The following is a 19,327-nucleotide window of genomic DNA, read 5'->3' as shown; positions in this document are numbered from 1 at the left end:
GATACGCCAGATGGGCTGGGGTTCAAGGGCATCGCCCCTGGGACCACACTTTGCTCCGTTGGTTCGTCCGTGGGACCTCGCCGTCTCTTTCGCATAACCGTGCATTGAACAGACGGGGTGACTTTATTAAGTTCATGTTATGAGTTAAACAAAATATGGCAACACTAGCTATCCGGTTTGGAGAGAAAATTGATTGACAAGAAATTGTACTTGCGAAATAAGTCGGAACATAATACGATCGATGCATTTGATGGGCTTGGAATAGCAGGTTTAAATTTGCAGGTGTTAATCAAAGAAAAAAATTACATAGGCTGAGAAGTAAAGGAGGCTGAGATGAAGAAAGGAGCATTTATATATTTTCAAATATGCAGTGCGACGGCTGTATTGCTTGGAATTGCATTCATGATCTTGGTGGCTGCACCAATTCTCGCCCAAGAGACCCCTGAGAGGAATGCATATTTCGGCGAGACCCACGTCCATACGAGCTGGTCGGTGGACGCATGGCTATTCGGCAACCACCTTACTGGGCCGAACGAAGCGCTTAAGTACGCTCAAGGTGAAACGATCAAGCACCCGCTGGGTTACGATATCAAGATTGATACACCGCTCGACTGGATGGGCGTGACTGACCACTCGGAGTATGTTGGGGTCACGAAGATGGCCAACACCCCGGGCTCGGCGTTGAGCAAGTTGCCAGAGGCGCAGCCCCTGATCCTAAAGGACCCGAACAACCCGGCGGACGTCGAGAAGGTGTTCATGTACCTGGTCTCCCTCGTCAGCAAGCCGCCCATCAAGGCGTTTATGAAACCGGAAGTGGCCGGTACGATCTGGAAGGAAAACGTTAAGATCGCCGACGAGAACAACCACCCGGGCAAGTTCACGGCTTTTTGCTCCTACGAGTACACCTCGCAATACGACTTTCGCAACCTGCACCGCAACGTCTTCTTCCGGGATTGTGCCAAGGTGCCGGAGTTGCCGTACACCGCACTCGACTCATGGCATCCAGAAGACCTTTGGAAATGGATGGATGTCCAGCGCAAGGCGGGCAACGAGCTGTTGGCGATCTCGCACAACGCGAACCTGAGCGACGGGTGGATGTACCCCACCGACGTTGATAGCTTGGGCCGGCCGATCGATGCTGCGTGGACTGAATCGCGGACGCGCAACGAACGGCTGGTTGAGATCAAGCAAATCAAGGGGCAGTCGGAGACGCATCCCTTGCTCTCTCCAAACGATGAATTCGCGAACTACGAGATAATGAGTTTCCTTATAGGCCTCCCGTCGGACTCCGGGCGCTTCCCTCACATTGTCGGCAGCTACGCGCGGCAGGCCTTAAAAGACGGCCTCACCATGCAGGACACCAGGGGCTATAACCCGTACAAGTTCGGTATCGTAGGCGGCTCCGACTCGCACAATACGGGCACCCCCTACCGTCAGGACAATTTCTACGGCGGTCATGGGATTAATGACGGAACCATTGAGACTCGCATGAGCGGCCATCTTTTTAGCGGTATGGACGTGCGCCTCGAGAGCCCTGCTGGACTGACCGGGGTATGGTCGAAGGAGAACACTCGCGCCTCAATATGGGATGCAATGTACCGCAAGGAAACCTTCGGAACCAGCGGTCCTCACATTAAGCTGCGTTTCTTTGGCAGCTGGGAATACAGCCCTGATGTGATGAAGCAGAGGGACTGGGTCAAGGTGGGCTACAAGAAGGGCGTGCCGATGGGCGGCGACCTACCGCCGGCCAAGGCCAAGGCCCCGACATTCGTGGTCTGGGCCGTGAAGGATCCCACCTCTGGCAACCTCGACCGCATCCAGATCGTCAAAGGCTGGACCAAGAGCGGCCAATCATTCGAAAAGGTTTTCGACGTCGTCTGGGCGGGCAACCGTCGGCACGACGTTATCACCGGTGAGGTGCCACCGATCGGTAGCACGGTGGACATTCCGAACGCTACCTACACTAACACCATCGGTGTCGTGGAGCTGAAGACCGTATGGACCGACCCGGAATTCGACCCCAGCCTCGATGCGTTCTACTACGCCCGCGTGCTGGAGATTCCGACGCCGCGGTGGACCACCATCCAAGCCAAGCAACTCGGCATAGCTCCGCCCGACGTGGTACCCGCGACTGTCCAGGAGCGTGCATGGAGTTCACCAATCTGGTACACGCCGAGTGTCGAGGCACGCAAAGCCACCGATCCTGGCCTGACGGTGGCCGACCTTAACAAGAAAGATGCGGTGGCCCTAGATGAGGCACAGCTGAAAACTTTGATCGTGGGGAAGTCCATTTGGTGGCGAAATACCGTCACCGGCGAGCCGTTTAAAATTCACTATGACAATGCTGGTCAGAGGATCGTCCTGCATGTCGGTAGGAATGCAGCGCTGCCAAGTGAATTCGGCGATGTCGCGCAGAGCAGCTATCAAACAACACCCTCGCCGTACTCGATGCAGAACGGCAAGCTCGTAACCTCGCTCGGGGGCACACCATTCGAGGTCACTGTTTACAAGATGGGCGACAAATACATCGCTGCACGCAGCAACGAGTTCGGCTACGCCAACTACGAGATCATGCCGAATGGTCCGGCGAATTTGGTCAATCTGCGAAAAGGAGAGTTGCGGGAGGAAGACAAAAATGTGCCTCCTGGGCCTGTGAAATGATTTCTTTTGTGCCTGATGAAGCGCAGCCCACGATTGAGAAACTACGGCTGCGTAGACTCTTCCGATCAACGCAAAGCGCTCCGTGCGAGGAGTTAAGTTAGTAGCGTTAGGGGAGGTAACAAACAAAACGACCGTATGGTTGTCGAAGGCCGAGCGGTCTTTTTTAGTCTCAAAAATTCATCCTTTGACCGGGCTTAGGATGATCGGACATCTATCCCTCGTAAATATAGTTTGTTTAAAAATAATAAGTATTGCATAATAAGCAAGTAACGCATGGAGAGCGTAAAGAATATCTTAAAGAGTTGTCATTATCTCAGATCAGTTTTGGCTGGGAGACTAAAGGAGGTTGACATGAAGAAGGGATATTTTCAACTACAGGGCGTAACGGCTGTATTGCTGGGGGCTACGCTAATGCTCCTGATGGCTTCGCCGGCACTCACACAGATGAGCCCTGATAAGAACCCCGAGCGGAACGCCTATTTCGGCGAGACCCACGTCCATACGAGCTGGTCGCTCGACGCGTTCAGCATCGGGAACACCATCACCAATCCCGGCGACGCGTACAAATACTTCAAGGGCGAGCCGATCAAGCATCCGCTTGGTTACGAGGTCAAGATCGATACGCCGCTCGACTGGGCGGGGGTTACGGATCACTCCGAATACGCGGGCGTGGTCAACCTGGCGAACGAGCCGGGCTCGGCGATCAGCAAGATCCCCGAGGCGAAGCCCCTGATCCTAAAGGCCAGGACCAAGGAAGAAATGGAGAGGGTCGCCCTCTACGCCATCAACACCCTCGTCGCTGGACCGCCCGTCAAGGCGCTCATGGCGCCCGAGGTTGCCGGGACGGTCTGGAAGCGGAACGTCGCGCTCGCCGACGAGGCGAACCAGCCCAAGAAGTTCACGGCCTTCTGCTCCTACGAGTGGACCTCGATGCCTAATAACATGAACCTCCACCGCAACATCTTTTTCAAGGACTGCGCCAAGGTGCCGGCGCTGCCGTTCAGCGCTCTGGACTCGTTTCATCCCGTCGATCTCTGGAACTGGATGGACGACCAGCGGAAGGCCGGGAACGATCTGCTGGCCATCTCGCACAACGCGAACCTGTCCGACGGCCGCATGTTCCCGACCGAGGTGGACACCGAGGGCCGCCCGATCGATGCCGCCTATGCCGCGTCCCGCGTTCGCAACGAGCCGCTGATCGAGATCAAGCAGCTCAAGGGCACCTCCGAGACCCACCCCTTGCTCTCGCCGAACGACGAGTTCGCCAGCTTCGAGATCATGTCCGTCCTGCTCGGCAACCCGCCGGGCCGCATTCCGCACATCGTCGGGAGCTACGCCCGCCAGGCTTTGAAGGACGGCCTCTCCCTCGAGGACAGCCAGGGCTTCAACCCGTACAAGTTCGGATTCGGAGCGGCTTCGGACTCGCACAACACCGCCGTCCCCTACCGCCAGGACAACTTCTTCGGCGGCCATTCCTTCACGGACGGGACGATCGAGGCGCGCATGTCCGGCACGCTGGTCGGCGGCATGTTCGACGCGCGCACTGAAGGCACCGGCGGGTTGACCGGCGTGTGGGCCGAGGAGAATACGCGCGCGTCGCTGTTTGAGGCCATGAAGCGCAAGGAAACCTTTGCCGTAACCGGCCCGCACATCAAGGTCCGCCTGTTCGGCGGCTGGGAGTACACGGCGGACACGTTGAGCGACAAGGACTGGGTCAAGAACGGGTACGCCAAGGGCGTGCCGATGGGCGGCGATCTTCCACCGGCCAAGGGCAAGGCCCCGACATTCATGGTGTGGGCGGTGAAAGATCCGACGTCCGGCAACCTCGACCGCATTCAGATCGTCAAAGGCTGGAGCAAGAGCGGCCAGAGCTTCGAGAAGATATTTGACGTGGTCTGGGCGGGCGACCGCAAGCCGGACAAATGGACCGGCGTGGTGCCGCCGATCGGCAGCACGGTGGACATCGACAACGCCACGTACACAAACACCGTCGGCTCGGCAGAGCTCAAGACCGTATGGACCGATCCCGAGTTCGATCCGAGCTTGCACGCCTTCTACTACGCCCGCGTACTGGAAATCCCGACGCCGCGCTGGACCACGATCCAGGCCAAGAAGCTCGGCATCGCGCCGCCCGACGTCGTGGCCCCCACTGTCCAGGAGCGCGCATGGAGCTCGCCGATCTGGTACACGCCGAGCGCCGAGGCGCGAAAGAACGCAAAGCCCGGTCTGACTGTGGCCGACCTGAAGAAGAAGGGCGCGGTGCTGCTCGACGACGCTCAATTGAAGGCGCTGATCGTGGAGAAGTCCGTCTGGCTGCAGAACACGGTGACGGGCGACAAGTACATGATCATCTACGATGCCCTGGGCAAGGGCCCTGACGCGAAGCCGCTCACACCCTCCGAGCCCGGCTACGTCACCCAGCGCTTCCCCGCCAACCAGGGTCAATTCCAGGTGCGCTACGTGGGAAAGAAGGTGGCGGTGCAGAGCCTGACCGGCGACACGGTCGATGCCAGCTATCTCGGCACCTCCCGGACCTACTACATCGTCAACGGGAAGATCGTCACCGAGCTCGTCGGCACGCCAATCGAGATCACCGTATACAAAGTGGGCACGAAGTATCTGGGCGCGCGCAGCAACGAATTCGGCTACGCCAACTACGAGATCATCCCAGCGGTGGCGGAGCTGAGCCCTCTGCGGTGAGCCGTCATGATCGGACCCGAAAAAAGACGACTTCGCCAAGGCAGGAGGGAAAGCTCAATGAAGCAGTGGTTGCTAAGTGTTTCACCCGCACTGATGTTGTTCGTGAGCACCCAGGCGGTTTCAGTTTTACTGCCTAACGGGCGGGAATTTCTCGATCGGAGAATGATTGGAGGAGTCTCGTGATGAGAGATGACAGAGTAATGCAAAGTACAGATATTAGTTCAGATGAGCCAATTCTGAGGGGAACCCAACTATCGTACCTGAAACGATCGTTGCGCCCGCCGTTATTCGTAAAGCGCTGGCTTCGCGAGCCTCTGGTGCATTTTCTTCTGATCGGCCTGGGGCTGTTCGTCATTTATGGCGCACTGCATCCTGGTCCGGGTCAAGGAGGGAGTCTCAACCGGATCGTGCTGACGGAGGACGACATCCGCCAACTGCAAATATTCTTCACCGCGCAATGGCAGCGTCCCCCTACTCCGCAGGAGTTTGCCGGGCTAGTGGAGAGCAAAGTCCGCGAGGAGATTCTTTACCGTGAGGCGCTGGCGCTAGGCCTGGACAAGGAGGATACCATCGTCAAGCGCCGGATGGCGCAGAAGATGGAGTTTCTCGCCGAAGATTTGTCAGACCTGCGCGAGCCCACGACCGAAGAACTCAGGGCCTGGTTCGAGGAGAATTCCCAGCGCTTCGCGCTGCCCGCACGCACAACATTCCGCCACCTTTACTTCTCTCCCGACCGCCGGGGCCAGCACACACGCGCCGACGCTGTGAGTGCGCTCAATGAGCTCCCCGGCAAAACCGAAGACTCGCCGGCTGCGGCTGCTCTCGCCGATCCCTTCATGTTCCAGGATTACTACGGCGACCGCACGCCAGAGCAGTTAGCTAAAGAGTTCGGTCCAAACTTTGCGCAGTCGCTGTTCCAGATCAAACCCGGTTCGTGGCAGGGTCCGATCGAGTCTGGGTACGGCTGGCACCTAGTCTGGGTTGACTCCATTACACCCAGCCGGATGCCGCAGTTCGAGGAGGTAGAGCAGGATGTCAAGTCCAAATGGATAGAAGAGCAGCGCGCCGGGACAAAGCGCAAGATGTTTGAAGCGATGAGAATGCAATATGAGGTCGTACTGCCGCCATCAACTGGAAATGAGGTGCTGAGTGTCAATTTACCCTCGGCGAAGGAGGCACGATGAGAGGCGGAAAGACCGGTTTCTTAGTACTATGGTTAATATTCCTAAGTGTATTGGTTGGGGCATCGGCTTATGTACACAGTGCATGGGCTCACGAGTCTCGTCCTGCCTACCTTGAGATCAACGAGACGGCACCTGGCCGTTATAGCATTCTGTGGCGTACCCCCATTATGTCGGGAATGCGCCTTCCAGTCGCACTAAAATTTTCTGATGGCGTGCGCAATGTCACGGAGCCGACCGTGCAGGAGCTAGCGGACTCGCTCGTCGAACGCCGGGTGATTGACGCAGGCGCAAGCGGGCTTGCCGGAAAGCAAATCGAGTTCGTCGGACTTCAGGCAACAATCACGGACGTATTAGTACGCGTGCAGATGCTCGACGGCACGTACTCGACCACGCTAGTCCGGCCGTCTAAGCCCCGGGTGGAGATCGCGGCTTCGCGTGGGCCTTTGGCAGTCGCAGGCGCCTTTTTGACGCACGGTATCGAGCACATACTCTTCGGCTACGACCACCTGCTGTTCGTGTTTGCGCTCATTCTCATTGTTCGGAGCCGCCGCGTTCTTCTCATGACGATCACCGCATTCACCATCGCACACTCTATAACCTTGGCGCTGGCCACACTCGGTGCGGTGCACTTGGCGGGACAACCTATCGAAGCTGCCATCGCACTGAGCATCCTGCTGCTGGCCTGCGAGATCGTCAGATTGGAACACGGTCAGGGGAGCTTGACGGCAAGGTGGCCCTGGGCAGTGGCCTTTTCTTTCGGCCTGCTCCACGGTTTCGGCTTTGCAAGTGCACTCACTAACATAGGGCTTCCGGAGAGCGGTGTTCCGCTCGCCCTGTTCGCCTTCAACGTGGGCGTAGAAATCGGGCAGCTCGCATTCATCGGGGTAGTTCTCAGCGTCCTGACATTAGCAAAGCGAATCAGGCTAGCTTCGGTCATTGCACACCACGCGCTGCCAGCCGCAACCTATGTGATTGGCATACTGGCGGCGTTCTGGTTTTTTGAGCGCTTGGCTGGATTCTGGACATGAGCACCGATATGAGGGACTTATACGATTTTAAGAAAGAATTTATGCAACGATAGACGGGACATTCTTGTCCTGTCCTACGAGGTCGAGGCGGTTAAATGAGAGACAAAGAAGACGCCGAGGGGTGAAGCGAGTAAGTAACAAAATTAGGGTTGGACTTGAATGTTATTCGTGATATTTATATGTTGAGCATAAAATGGGTTCATTTGATCCTAACCAAAAACAGAATGGAAATAATCATGGAACCCAAATACATTAAAGAGTAAATCAACATAAGGAGGAGAATACTATGCCCAGATATTATTACGTGCTCGCTCTGATTGCTTTGCTGATTTACGTTGGCATCGCCAGCGCTCAGGAGTCGTACCCGATAATGGAGAAGATCGCCCAGAAAGTGATCCAGAAATACCAAACGTCTTCCTGTCAGCAGTTGGCAATGGAGAAAAGCCAACCACCGTCAGGGGAAAAGGCAGAGATGGAGCAGCGAGTGGTGACATTACTGCAAAATAATCCTCAAATGCGCACTGCGTTCATCAACTTAGTAGCGGCCCCTATCGCCAACAAATTGTTCGAATGCGGTATGATTCCCTGATTGATCCTTTAAGGATCAGAGATTAATTCGGGTCAACGCGACCCGGCAAGTCAGTAACACGCTTTCAAAGAGGTTCTGTGATATAATATGGCGTTTAAGTATCGCCCCAAATAAAGAGGAATGGTAAGGTATTTAGCATAGATTCCCGTATACCGTTATTATCCGAAATATTTTTGGATAATAGAAGGCACGGATGGATGGCTGAGCCGAAAGCATGATATTTTACTTGCACTTTATTTTCATAGAAGTCCGAGCCTCAGTGGCAACGAACATAAATATAAGATGTAGCTCAGAATAAAGAAATTAAACAAAGACAAGGAGGTGCAAAATGATAGAAGTAAGGTTAGAAGTTGTAATGGCTTGGGTTTTTGCTCTGTTGCTGGTGGGGATGCCTGTCAGCGCTCAGCAAACCAGCCCGACCGATCAGAACAAAAGTGAACAGCAGGCAATGGCCGTGCTGAAGCGGATGGCCGATTTTCTTTCGCAAGCACAGCGCTTCAGTGTCACGGTGGACATCGGCTTTGATACTGTCCAGGATTCCGGGCAGAAAATCGAGTTCGGAGAAACTCGCAAGATTCTGCTCAGCCGCCCTGATCATCTCCGAATAGACACTACAAAAAGAAGCGGAGCAGAGGACGAGGTAATTTTCGATGGTAAGAACATTACCGTGTTTAACCCAAAGGAAAATGTGTATGCCATGGAGGCCAGGCCTGGTACAGTTGATGAGGCAATTGCGTATTTTGTAAATGACCTGGACATGCGGTTGCCTCTGGCCGAGTTGGTTAACAGCAATCTCCCCAAGATGTTGCCGGAACGGGTGCGCGAAGCCGCCTATGTCGAAAAATCATCTATTGGCGGTGTCCCCTGTGATCACATCGCCCTGCGCGGGGACCAGGCAGACATGCAACTGTGGATTGCTGAGGGCGATAAACCACTGCCGCAGCGTGTAGTGATTACCTACAAGCGAGAGGACGGACGGCCGCAGTTCTGGGCCAATTTTACTGAGTGGAATCTTGCGCCGAAGGTGCGCGATTCGCTGTTTGCTTTTACCCCGCCAAAAGGTGCGGTGAAGATTGCTTTTTCCCCGCGGCAGATGATGCAGCCCGGGGGACCAGAAATGAAAGGAGGTAAATAGTTATGAGATCGAAAATATGGGTACAGTTTGCATTATGGAATGGCCTGTTCTTGATGTTTCTGTTTGCGGCCACAAACGTTGATGCCAGGGGTTTTGGAGGCGGTGGCGGGGGAGGCGGAGGAGGATTCTCGCGGAGCAGTGGCGCCAGTGGTGGGAGTTTCGGTGGGAGAGGAGGTTCTGGCGGTTGGGGAGGAGGCGGTGGAGGAGGTTCCCGCGAGGCGGGGGGCGGTGGCGGAGGTTCTCGCGACTGGGGCGGTGGGGGTGGCTTTTCTCAAAGCGGTGCCGCCAGTAGCGGGAATTGGCAATCCAATCGCTCGAGCATGCAGTCAAGCCGTCAGTCCTCAGCACAACAAATGCAGTCGACTGGCTCGGCTAATCAAAGCGAGCGCCAGTCCTCACGGCAAAGCTACGGGCAGGACGCGCAGCAAAGCCGACAGAGTTATGGGCAGGACGCGCAGCAAAGCCGACAGAGTTATGGACAGGACGCACAGCAAAGCCGGCAGAATTACGCCGACAACTACGATGACTACCACTACCATGGCGGGGGAGGGTACGGCTATGGCTATGGTGGCGCCTACGCCGCCGGGGCCGTAACTGGCGCAGTCATCGGTTCGACGATGACGGCGGCCGCGTTCAGTGCAATGTCGGCCCCCCAGACCCAGGTGGTCGTGGGCGGGGTGACCTATTATCAGGTCGGCTCGACCTGGTACCAACCAATGTATCAGGGGGGTCAGGTCACCTATGTGGTGGTCCAACCGCCTCAATAGTGGATTTTGTGGTTTGGAGTTGTTGTGACGTAAACCGTCACTACAGTCGTCCGTCGCCTATACACGGGAAAGGATTAAAGGAATTGTGAATCACCCCTGAATTCTCCCTCATCAATCGGGAGGATTACGATAAGTATGGACCGCCGCAAATTACTGGTATAAATCGAGTTAAACTATATCGATTGCAATTGAAGGGACCATATTATTCTTTTGCGAGGATTACTAGTCGACGGGTGCGATTCGTCCTTCGACAGTTCGACATGCCTGTCCCGAGTTTATCGAGGGGCTCACTGCTCAGGACGAACGGATATATCTTGTATTTTATGCCTACTCAAAGTATCAGACGTCTTTACGCACCAGGATCTGAGGTGGCAATTAAAACGATTTTTTGGAATATTCTTGCATTTAGTAGTATTGATTAAATTCAAGGAGAGACAGGAGGAAATAAAGCTATGAGAGAAATTGTCACAGTTAAAAATTGTAGGTCTAATATAGAAAAAAAGACCAGGTGTCGCGATTCACTTCCCCCCTTCGAAATGATTAGGATCCCTATTTTACTTGTGACATTAATAATATCTTTACTGATTTTTACCCTTGGCAGCGAATCCGCTTATAGTCAGTGTGGTGGATTATGTTTATATGAACCGGACATTTCGGAAAATAAAATCCCTCCCGAACGAGTAGATCCAGGATATCGGGAATACACCAAAGATCATTTTGGATCCGAAGGGGCGACAAAGGCTAACCGAGCGCTTTTAATGCCCGATCTTCCTGGAGAATCAAGCAGGCATATCTCCGGTATTTTTCTTGGCGAAAGAATCCCTGTATCCCAAGGATTATCAGATAAATTTGGTATTAACGACAAATACTTAACTGAAAGAGTCAGTCAAACCTCTGTGACCGGTGTTTACGCTGCCAATGACGCCGAGGCTAATTCCAACCCTCAAACCTCTAAATCAAAAGATTGGGAATTTATCTTGATACCCTATGGATGGCTTAGCAGTATTAGCGAAGACATAGTAGTTAATGGAAGGGGTGCTGACGGCCACGCGACTTTCATTGATTTGCTTGAGCACCTAGATATTGCAGCGATGTTTCACGGCGAAGTATGGTGGAAAGGTAAATTCGGAATATTTGCGGATACCATGTTTTCGAAGCTGGCCATAAACCAGGATGTCACACTGCGACGCTCTGGCTCCATAAATGCCAACTTGACGACCACTATGTTTATCGAGGAATTTGGAGGATTATACCGGGTAGGTACCTGGCCTGTCGGGAGTCAATACAATCAATTCGTCCAAAGATCGGAGCCATCTGTCACCTTCGATATAATTGCCGGAGGGCGTTACTGGCATCTGAATAACGAGTTAGACATCCATGGCCCCTTAGGCATCTTACCATCAGAAATAGATCAAAGTCAGAACTGGTTCGATTTTATCGTCGGCGGACGGGCAAGGCTTGATTTTTATAAGAAACTTTTTTTGGAGTTTAGAAGTGATATAGGAGGATTTGATCTAAGTTTTTCATCTAAGTTTTCATGGAATATAATCGCTGTAGTGGGCTATGAATTAAGCTGGTACCGCATAACCCCGTTGATCGGATTCCGAGCTCTATACGACAACTACGCCAATGGAAGTGGGAATACTCGCTTTGAAGCAAAAACCTGGATGTACGGACCGTTGCTCGGAGTTGCTTTTAGGTTTTGAACATAGGAAATAATTAAAAAAGAAAAGTGGGTAAGTATGAAAGCAAAACAAACAGCAAGACAAACATCAGCATACCTATTTAAGCGCATGCCCTACCCGGCGGCATTTGCGCTAATTGCATTGGTTTAGGTTTAGCCGTCGGCATGAAGATGGTTTTCACAAACGTGGAGGAATCAACAAGACTGGTTGGTCTCTACTCCGATATTTATGTGATAGAAGAGTCAAGTTTAGATGCCATTTGAAATGTTCGAATTATCAGGAAACCTGCTCACTGTAAAAATCAAAGGAATATTGACTAAATTGGAACTGGAAAAGATTCAGTCAGAAGCTCTAAGTACAATCAAAAAAAAGATCAAAATAATGGTTATATTAGAGGACTTCATGGGATGGGAGCTGGGTGCCGATTGGGGTGACATAAAGTTTGCGGCACAGCACGATCATATTGAAAAAATCGCTATCGTTGGAGATGAAAAGTTGAAGGATTTGGTTTTTGCCTATGTGGGTAACCCCTTCAGAAAATTAGCGATAGAGTATTTCGACGTCTCCCAAATTGATAAAGCGAGAACCTGGATCAAATAAAAATATTTTTAAAGATAGTTTCATGTGTTATTGTTGCTACCATAAAAAAGGAGGGATCAGATATGAGAAACAAGCAAACAAAGGTATTTGGTTATCCATCTAGGATAATGCCGCTCTTGACACAAGCAGGAAAGGAGGCAACTATGCTTAACATCGTGCGAGCACTTCAGGTAATACTTCTACTAATTCTCACCCTTTTGCCACTGCATTCCGCGCTGGCGGCCAGTGCAAGCGAGATCGACCGCAATGTCACCGCGGCGTTGCAAACGCTCTACCAAACGACACCAGGGGCGAAAACGCTTGCAAACCAGTCAAAGGGGATCCTTGTCTTCCCGGACATGGTGAAAGCTGGCTTCATCATTGGGGGTCAATACGGCGATGGCGCCTTGCGCAAAAAGGGCAAGACGATCGGGTACTATCGGTCTATTGCGGGTTCGTTTGGCTTACAGGCAGGTGTACAGTCATTCGGCTACGCGTTATTTTTCGTGGATGATGCATCCCTGAGATACTTAGAGAAAAGCGAGGGTTGGGAGATTGGTACCGGGCCGAGCGTCGTCATCTTAGACAAGGGCTTCGCCAAGAATTTGTCGTCGACGACGCTACAGAAAGGCGTTTACGCCTTTATCTTCGACCAGAAGGGACTCATGGCAGGTATCGGGTTGCAGGGTTCAAAAATAACCAAGATCACGCCTAATGAGTAGGTGATTGCGTCATTGAAAGCAAAGACATAAATAGAAAGGAGGACATAGCATGAGATTCAAAATAAACATTACACTTGCAGCACTGGCTGCTGCATTTGCAGTCGTGCTTCTGGTGTTTCCCAGCATTATGGGAGCAAAGACAACTCCCTCGGAGAAGATCGACCGCACCGTTTTACCCATCAAAGAACCTACTCCGCCAACTTATACCGAGTTGGATGCACGCAATGCGAAACCACCGGCTCGCTTTGAAGTGAAAGCCCCCAAGGGTGCTCCGAATGTGGTGATTGTTTTGATTGATGATATTGGTTTTGGCGCTTCCAATGCTTTTGGTGGACCCATTAACATGCCGACATTGGATAAACTCGCTTCCGATGGGCTACGTTACAATCGTTTTCACACTACGTCATTGTGTTCTCCCACACGCACTGCATTGCTTACGGGCTACAATCACCATAGCAACAATGCAGGTGCCATTATGGAACTCGCTACTTCTTTTCCGGGAAACACGGCTGTTCGTCCTCAGACCATCACGCCTATGGCCGAAGTGCTTCGCCAGAACGGTTATAGCACTGCTGCTTTCGGGAAATATCACGAAACTCCGCCCTGGGAAATTTCTGTTTCCGGACCTTATGACCGCTGGCCCACTCATTCCGGTTTCGATAAGTTCTACGGTTTCATCGGAGGAGAAACCAATCAATGGGCGCCTCTCATCTATGATGGAACAACCAAAGTTGAGCCACCACACGATGATCCCAATTATCATTTCACCACTGACATGACCAACCAGGCAATTGCATGGATGCGGTTCCAGCAGGCTTTAACTCCCGATAAACCTTTCTTCGTGTACTTTGCCACAGGTGCTACTCATGCTCCGCATCATGTATCAAAGGAATGGGCAGACAAATACAAGGGCAAATTCGACCAGGGCTGGGATAAACTGAGAGAAGAGACTTTAGAACGCCAGAAGAAAATGGCTATCGTTCCGCAAAATACTCAACTGGCCCCCAAGCCCCAGGACATAAAAGACTGGGACAAGCTTTCTCCTGATGAGAAAAAAGTTTTTGCCCGGCAGATGGAGGTGTTTGCCGGCTTTGCCGAACAAACCGATTATGAAATTGGCAGGCTTGTTTCAGCCATTGAAGAAATGGGCGAAATCGATGACACCCTGTTCATTTACATCGTGGGTGATAATGGTTCCAGTGCTGAAGGGAAAATGGAAGGATTGTACAATGAGCTTACAGTCTTCAATGGAGTTGATGAATCAATTCAGGATAAGTTAGCTCACATTGACGAATGGGGAGGTCCAAACACATATCCGCATTTCGCTGCCGGCTGGGCAATAGCCACCGATAGCCCGTTTAGCTGGGCAAAACAGGTAGCATCCGACTTTGGCGGTACGAGGAATGGAATGGTGATTCATTATCCCAGTGGAATAAAAGCCAAAGGGCAAATTCGCTCGCAGTTTTCTCATGTTATTGATATCGCTCCTACGGTCTTTGAAACATGCAAAATTCCCGCACCGAAAATTGTAAACGGTATTGAACAGAAACCAATAGAAGGAACCGGTCTTGTTTACACATTTGATGATGCCAATGCCAAAGACAGGCATACCGTTCAGTATTTTGAAATGTTTGGCAATCGCGCCATTTATTCCGATGGATGGCTTGCAAGAACCGTACATACAGCTCCCTGGGATTTGATGCCCAAAACGAAGCTAGCTGACGATGAATGGGCCTTATACAATGCAAACGAAGATTTCAGTCTATCTAAAAACCTGGCAGAAGAAAACCCGCAAAAGCTTAACGAACTGCAGGACCTGTTTATTAAAGAAGGCGAGAAATATCATGTGCTTCCTATTGATGACAGGAAAATTGAACGGTTTGATCCGAAGCTGGCTGGCAGACCTGACCTGATGAATGGAAGAACAAAGCTTGAACTACATGAAGGAATGACGGGCATGTCAACAGACGCATTCATCAACACCAAGAATACTTCGTTCGCTATAACTGCTGATGTCGAGGTAACAGGTAATGCAAACGGAGTTATCCTTTGCCAGGGCGGCAAATTCAGCGGATATGTGTTGTATCTCAAAAACGGAAAACCAAGCTTCACATACAACTGGGTTGGATTGAAAGAATACACCGTTACTTCATCGCAAGCGTTGAAACCGGGCAAGTACAATATTGTTTTTGATTTCAAATTCGATGGGGTCAAACCCGGAGCAGGCGGAGCAGGAACTCTTACGGTGAATGGCAATAAAGTAGCAGAAGGGCGTATTGATCAAACAAATGCTTACTCTTTCGGTGTGGATGAAACAGCGGATGTAGGAACTGACGATGCTACCTGGGTAACCGATTACGGAGCATCAGCGCATTTTAATGGCAAGATTGAAAAAGTAACAGTTGAAACCCAGCCCAATGAACCTCAGCGATAAGACATTTTTTAGACTAGGGATGTTGAAAATGAATAAAAGATTCGTAGGAGTTATAATTTCAGTAATTGGGCTCATGTGTTCGGCGGTAGCCTCAGTGGTTCCGGCATGGGCCGGTGAAGCTAGCGAGCAGGAGGTTAAAGTGGGCGTTCCCATTTGAAAAGAAATGGATGTCAGAATGAGCTCTCTTAATCGCATTCTCATCAGTGCGGCAAGTATCGTAATCATAGTGGCGGGGATGAAAGCCGCATCTTCGATTCTCGGCTTTGTCCTTTTTGCAGTTCTGCTCTCAACCTGTATTGCCCCTCTGGTCACACTAATTGCTAGAAAGGGTGTCCCCCGAAATCTCGCCCTTGCTATAACTATTCTGATTGTAATCCTTGGTGGTTTCCTTCTGGCAACTCTTATAGGTACATCGATCTCACGTCTTGTTCAGACCTTGCCCGGATATGAGTCTCGTTTAGGGGAGCTCCAAAAGGCTTTTGTGACTTTGTTTGATAGATTAAACATCGATGTTTCTGATTTGTTCTCAAAAGATAAATTTGATCCCCGAAGCATAATCAGAATCTCCACTGCTTTTCTCGGCGTGGTCCTCAATGCGGTCAGTACCTCATTATTCTTGTTTATACTTGTGTCTTTGATGTTGGTAGAGGTTGTCGGTTTTGAGGCAAGAATTCAGCAAGACATCAGTCTTGGAGCTACCTTAAGGGCAAGGCTTTTTGAAGTCAGGAAGGAGATCAGAAAATTTGTTTCTATCACAGCCCTTATGGGTCTGGTCACGGCGATTGCGAATGTGATCTTACTCGTAACACTTGGAGTTGATTTCCCTGTGCTGTGGGGTGTACTGTCATTTCTCCTGAGTTTTATTCCTGCGATTGGCGGTATTATTTCATTCATACCACCCGCTTTGCTGGCGTTTTTGGAATTTGGATGGACAAAATCCATCATAGTCATTGTAGGTTTTGTAGTCATCAACAATCTTGTTGACAACGTCCTTAAACCCAAGTTGATGAAGCAGGGGCTGGATATCTCAATACTATTGATATTTCTTTCGCTAATGATCTGGAGCTGGGTACTTGGCCCAATCGGAGCGATCCTGGCAATACCGCTAACTCTCTTCATCAAAAGGTTTGTCGCTGAAATATCCAGAGAAGATCAATCTGGATCTGCTCAATAAAAACAGAGGAGGGTTATAGAATCGAACTTACTTTTATGCCATTTTAACAAAGTAATTAGCCATAGAAGATTGTTGAGAAATGTAGGGCTCGTTCCCCGAACAAGCCTTTAGGGCTGATGCCTTCATCAGCCCCTACAATTGCTTGCGGGAAAGGGATGAATGTAGGTAATACTATAAGAAGCGGCTTTGCATAATTTATTTCTTAAAACGCCTTGTTCTGGTTTTAGGTGATCATGGGTAAAAAACCATCAAATCGGGATAAAGGGGAAAAAACCGGAGAAAGAAAAGATAGAAATAACAATACACTACTACTTATTATCTTCTCAGCAGTCATTATTATATGTTTTCTGGCAATTATAAAATTATTTTTGTTTAAAATTAAAAATAGCGATGAACCTCAAAACGAAATTACTAGCAAAATAAAAATACCACCAGCAACATTTGTTGGAAGCGATGTTTGCGCTCGCTGTCATGAGGAACGGTATAAACTCTGGAGGGGGTCGGACCATGATCTTGCAATGCAGGAAGCAAACGAGAAAACTGTGCTTGGCGACTTCAATAATAAAGAGTTTACCTACTATGGACTCAAATCCAGGTTTTACAAGCGTCACAGCAAGTTCATGGTTATGACTGATGGGCCCGATGGAAAACTCAGAGACTTTGAGATAAATTACACCTTCGGCGTTTATCCTCTCCAGCAATTCCTGATTGCGTTTCCGGGTGGCAGGCTCCAGGCCCTAGGCATTGCCTGGGATAGTCGCCCTAAAAGCGAAGGTGGGCAGCGCTGGTTTCATCTATACCCGAATGAAAAAATCACACACGACGATACCCTTCACTGGACGGGCCTCGACCAGAACTGGAACTACATGTGTGCTGAGTGTCATTCAACAAATCTTAAGAAAAACTACGACCCTCAAACGCATAGCTTCACCACAGCTTGGTCCGAGATGAATGTTTCCTGTGAGGCCTGCCATGGCCCTGGCTCGACACATGTCGAGTGGGCTGAGAAAATAAACGATCAGAAAAAATATAACCCTATCCCAGATAAAGGCTTAGTTGTGAATCTTGCTAAACATAGCGAAGTAAAGTGGATCATTGATCAAATTACAGGTAACGCCAGCAGGCGTGGCCCCGAAGATACAGGTGCAGAAATTGAAATTTGTGCCAGATGCCATTCCCGCCGAAGCGAAATTTGGGATGAATACATATACGGTAAACCGCTTATGGATAGCCATTTGCCTGCATTGCTTGAAGAAAACTTGTATTATCCTGACGGACAAATTAAAGACGAGGTGTATGAATACGGATCCTTTCTTCAAAGTAAGATGTACCATAAAGGAGTTACATGCACAGATTGTCATGACCCACACAGTCTTAAGCTTCGAGAATCGGGTAATGGAGTTTGTACTCAATGTCACCTTTCATCAAAGTATGACTCTTCTTCACATCATTTCCATAAAATTGGTTCTTCAGGGGCAAGTTGTATTGGATGCCACATGCCGGAAACTACCTACATGGTCATTGACCGGCGATATGATCACAGTATTCGCATACCTAGACCGGACCTTTCGATCACGCTGGGTACCCCGAATGCATGCAATAAGTGTCATTCGGGTCACCCCCCTGAGTGGGCAGCGGAGCAAATGGATAAATGGTATGGGACTGAATATACCGAAATACCTTCATATGCAGAAGCTCTTCTTGCAGGTCGAAATGGAGCACCTTTGGCCGAAGAGTTATTATCCCAAATCGCCGGGGACACTTCAAAACCTAATGTTGCCCGTGCAACTGCGCTCAAGGAATTACGTTACTACATTACCCCGGAATCAATCCTAACAATCAGAAAAGGACTTAATGATGATGATCCCATGGTTCGTTCAGGTGCACTTGATGCGTTAGAGGGGGTGCAACCAATCGATCGGGCCCAGCTTGCGCTCCATTTGTTATTCGACCCGGTACGTTCAGTTCGGATAAAGGCTGCTAGAATGCTTGCAACAGTACCAAGGGAGAAGCTACCATTGGAACAAAATTCCGCGCTTGCTAATTCGCTAAATGAGTACATAACATCACAACGATTTGATGCTGATCGACCTGAAGCACATATGAATATAGGAATTCTTTTCGCAGAACTCGGTAAGTTTAAGGAGTCAGAGTCAGAGTATCGAAAGGCTTTGGAAATACAACCTTCTTTTGTTCAGGCTTATGTAAATCTCGCTGACCTATACCGCCTGGAAGGAAGGGATAGTCAGGGAGAAGAATTATTGCTTGAAGCGCAGAAGATTGCCCCCCAAAACGCCGATGTATACCATGCACTTGGTCTTCTCCTAGTTCGACAAAAGAGATTAAGTGAGGCGTTAGAGGCTTTAAAACAATCAGCAAAACTGAGCCCTGAGAATCCCCATTATAGCTTCGTTTACGCCGTGGCTCTAAATACCGAGGGCAAGAGAAAGGAGGCAATAGAATTTCTCAAAGAGACCCATGATCGCCATCCAAACGATCGAGAGATATTATATGCTCTTGTGACTTTTAATCGGGATAGCGGGAATCTTGAAGCAGCTGAAGATTATGCTGAAAGACTTATCGAGCTTTCGCCAAAAGACCCTTCATTGCGGCAGCTGCTGGATCAAGTCCAAATTGAGAATAGATAAAACACTGTAATAGTGATATGT

General features: G+C 50.3%; 15 protein-coding genes. All 15 read left to right on the top strand.

The genetic code is table 11. The features are described 5' to 3' along the window. The first annotated feature begins 402 nt into the window (after positions 1 to 402). The 15 genes from VGA95_07805 to VGA95_07735 all read left to right on the top strand — a co-directional run bounded on the left by VGA95_07805 (position 403) and on the right by VGA95_07735 (position 19,306). Complete coding sequence (locus tag VGA95_07805; protein ID HEX9666448.1) at positions 403 to 2,661, top strand: DUF3604 domain-containing protein; 2,259 nt, start codon at positions 403 to 405, stop codon at positions 2,659 to 2,661. Between the two features lie 351 nt (positions 2,662 to 3,012). After that, positions 3,013 to 5,361 (top strand): DUF3604 domain-containing protein, encoded by a 2,349-nt coding sequence (locus VGA95_07800; GenBank protein HEX9666447.1) that lies wholly within the window; start codon positions 3,013 to 3,015, stop codon positions 5,359 to 5,361. 57 nt (positions 5,362 to 5,418) lie between these two features. Then, a complete protein-coding gene (locus VGA95_07795; GenBank protein HEX9666446.1) occupies positions 5,419 to 5,544 on the top strand; it encodes a hypothetical protein in 126 nt (41 codons plus the stop codon). Beyond that, positions 5,544 to 6,545, top strand: a complete 1,002-nt coding sequence (locus VGA95_07790) for a peptidylprolyl isomerase (GenBank protein ID HEX9666445.1) — start codon at positions 5,544 to 5,546, stop codon at positions 6,543 to 6,545. Before VGA95_07795 ends, VGA95_07790 begins: the two co-directional genes overlap by 1 nt. Beyond that, positions 6,542 to 7,573: a HupE/UreJ family protein gene (locus VGA95_07785; protein HEX9666444.1), complete on the top strand. Its 1,032-nt coding sequence runs from the start codon at positions 6,542 to 6,544 to the stop codon at positions 7,571 to 7,573. The genes VGA95_07790 and VGA95_07785 overlap by 4 nt, the downstream gene beginning before the upstream one ends. 286 nt (positions 7,574 to 7,859) lie before the next feature. Then, positions 7,860 to 8,162 carry a hypothetical protein gene (locus VGA95_07780; GenBank protein ID HEX9666443.1) on the top strand — a complete coding sequence of 101 codons (303 nt, stop codon included), beginning with the start codon at positions 7,860 to 7,862 and terminating at the stop codon, positions 8,160 to 8,162. Between the two features lie 328 nt (positions 8,163 to 8,490). Then, positions 8,491 to 9,297: a DUF2092 domain-containing protein gene (locus VGA95_07775; protein HEX9666442.1), complete on the top strand. Its 807-nt coding sequence runs from the start codon at positions 8,491 to 8,493 to the stop codon at positions 9,295 to 9,297. A 353-nt stretch (positions 9,298 to 9,650) separates the two neighbouring features. Continuing rightward, complete coding sequence (locus VGA95_07770; GenBank protein HEX9666441.1) at positions 9,651 to 10,064, top strand: hypothetical protein; 414 nt, start codon at positions 9,651 to 9,653, stop codon at positions 10,062 to 10,064. Between the two features lie 452 nt (positions 10,065 to 10,516). Then, entirely contained in the window at positions 10,517 to 11,770 is a 1,254-nt protein-coding gene (locus VGA95_07765) for a hypothetical protein (protein HEX9666440.1), read from the top strand. Between the two features lie 231 nt (positions 11,771 to 12,001). Beyond that, on the top strand, positions 12,002 to 12,349 hold the full coding sequence (locus tag VGA95_07760; protein HEX9666439.1) for an STAS/SEC14 domain-containing protein: 348 nt from the start codon (positions 12,002 to 12,004) through the stop codon (positions 12,347 to 12,349). 62 nt (positions 12,350 to 12,411) lie between these two features. After that, on the top strand, positions 12,412 to 13,050 hold the full coding sequence (locus tag VGA95_07755) for a YSC84-related protein (GenBank protein HEX9666438.1): 639 nt from the start codon (positions 12,412 to 12,414) through the stop codon (positions 13,048 to 13,050). A 49-nt stretch (positions 13,051 to 13,099) separates the two neighbouring features. Continuing rightward, positions 13,100 to 15,484 (top strand): arylsulfatase, encoded by a 2,385-nt coding sequence (locus VGA95_07750; GenBank protein HEX9666437.1) that lies wholly within the window; start codon positions 13,100 to 13,102, stop codon positions 15,482 to 15,484. 28 nt (positions 15,485 to 15,512) lie between these two features. Beyond that, positions 15,513 to 15,641 (top strand): hypothetical protein, encoded by a 129-nt coding sequence (locus VGA95_07745; GenBank protein HEX9666436.1) that lies wholly within the window; start codon positions 15,513 to 15,515, stop codon positions 15,639 to 15,641. A gap of 18 nt (positions 15,642 to 15,659) precedes the next feature. Further along, a complete protein-coding gene (locus tag VGA95_07740; protein ID HEX9666435.1) occupies positions 15,660 to 16,658 on the top strand; it encodes an AI-2E family transporter in 999 nt (332 codons plus the stop codon). A 233-nt stretch (positions 16,659 to 16,891) separates the two neighbouring features. Then, positions 16,892 to 19,306 (top strand): tetratricopeptide repeat protein, encoded by a 2,415-nt coding sequence (locus tag VGA95_07735; GenBank protein ID HEX9666434.1) that lies wholly within the window; start codon positions 16,892 to 16,894, stop codon positions 19,304 to 19,306. Positions 19,307 to 19,327: the final 21 nt, after the last annotated feature.

The organism is Thermodesulfobacteriota bacterium, assembly GCA_036397855.1.
Taxonomy (GTDB): domain Bacteria; phylum Desulfobacterota_D; class UBA1144; order Nemesobacterales; family CSP1-2; genus DASWID01.
Note: the sequence above shows the minus strand (reverse complement) of the source record. Positions and strands in the feature narration are given on the sequence as shown.

What these genes read in the sequence shown, in the direction of transcription:
- VGA95_07770 (HEX9666441.1), top strand. Translation starts at nt 9,651, where the DNA reads ATGCAGTCGACTGGCTCGGCTAATCAAAGCGAGCGCCAGTCCTCACGG.
- VGA95_07780 (HEX9666443.1), top strand. Translation starts at nt 7,860, where the DNA reads ATGCCCAGATATTATTACGTGCTCGCTCTGATTGCTTTGCTGATTTAC.
- VGA95_07735 (HEX9666434.1), top strand. Translation starts at nt 16,892, where the DNA reads ATGGGTAAAAAACCATCAAATCGGGATAAAGGGGAAAAAACCGGAGAA.
- VGA95_07760 (HEX9666439.1), top strand. Translation starts at nt 12,002, where the DNA reads ATGCCATTTGAAATGTTCGAATTATCAGGAAACCTGCTCACTGTAAAA.
- VGA95_07755 (HEX9666438.1), top strand. Translation starts at nt 12,412, where the DNA reads ATGAGAAACAAGCAAACAAAGGTATTTGGTTATCCATCTAGGATAATG.
- VGA95_07805 (HEX9666448.1), top strand. Translation starts at nt 403, where the DNA reads ATGATCTTGGTGGCTGCACCAATTCTCGCCCAAGAGACCCCTGAGAGG.
- VGA95_07800 (HEX9666447.1), top strand. Translation starts at nt 3,013, where the DNA reads ATGAAGAAGGGATATTTTCAACTACAGGGCGTAACGGCTGTATTGCTG.
- VGA95_07745 (HEX9666436.1), top strand. Translation starts at nt 15,513, where the DNA reads ATGAATAAAAGATTCGTAGGAGTTATAATTTCAGTAATTGGGCTCATG.
- VGA95_07765 (HEX9666440.1), top strand. Translation starts at nt 10,517, where the DNA reads ATGAGAGAAATTGTCACAGTTAAAAATTGTAGGTCTAATATAGAAAAA.
- VGA95_07795 (HEX9666446.1), top strand. Translation starts at nt 5,419, where the DNA reads ATGAAGCAGTGGTTGCTAAGTGTTTCACCCGCACTGATGTTGTTCGTG.
- VGA95_07775 (HEX9666442.1), top strand. Translation starts at nt 8,491, where the DNA reads ATGATAGAAGTAAGGTTAGAAGTTGTAATGGCTTGGGTTTTTGCTCTG.
- VGA95_07785 (HEX9666444.1), top strand. Translation starts at nt 6,542, where the DNA reads ATGAGAGGCGGAAAGACCGGTTTCTTAGTACTATGGTTAATATTCCTA.
- VGA95_07750 (HEX9666437.1), top strand. Translation starts at nt 13,100, where the DNA reads ATGAGATTCAAAATAAACATTACACTTGCAGCACTGGCTGCTGCATTT.
- VGA95_07790 (HEX9666445.1), top strand. Translation starts at nt 5,544, where the DNA reads ATGAGAGATGACAGAGTAATGCAAAGTACAGATATTAGTTCAGATGAG.
- VGA95_07740 (HEX9666435.1), top strand. Translation starts at nt 15,660, where the DNA reads ATGAGCTCTCTTAATCGCATTCTCATCAGTGCGGCAAGTATCGTAATC.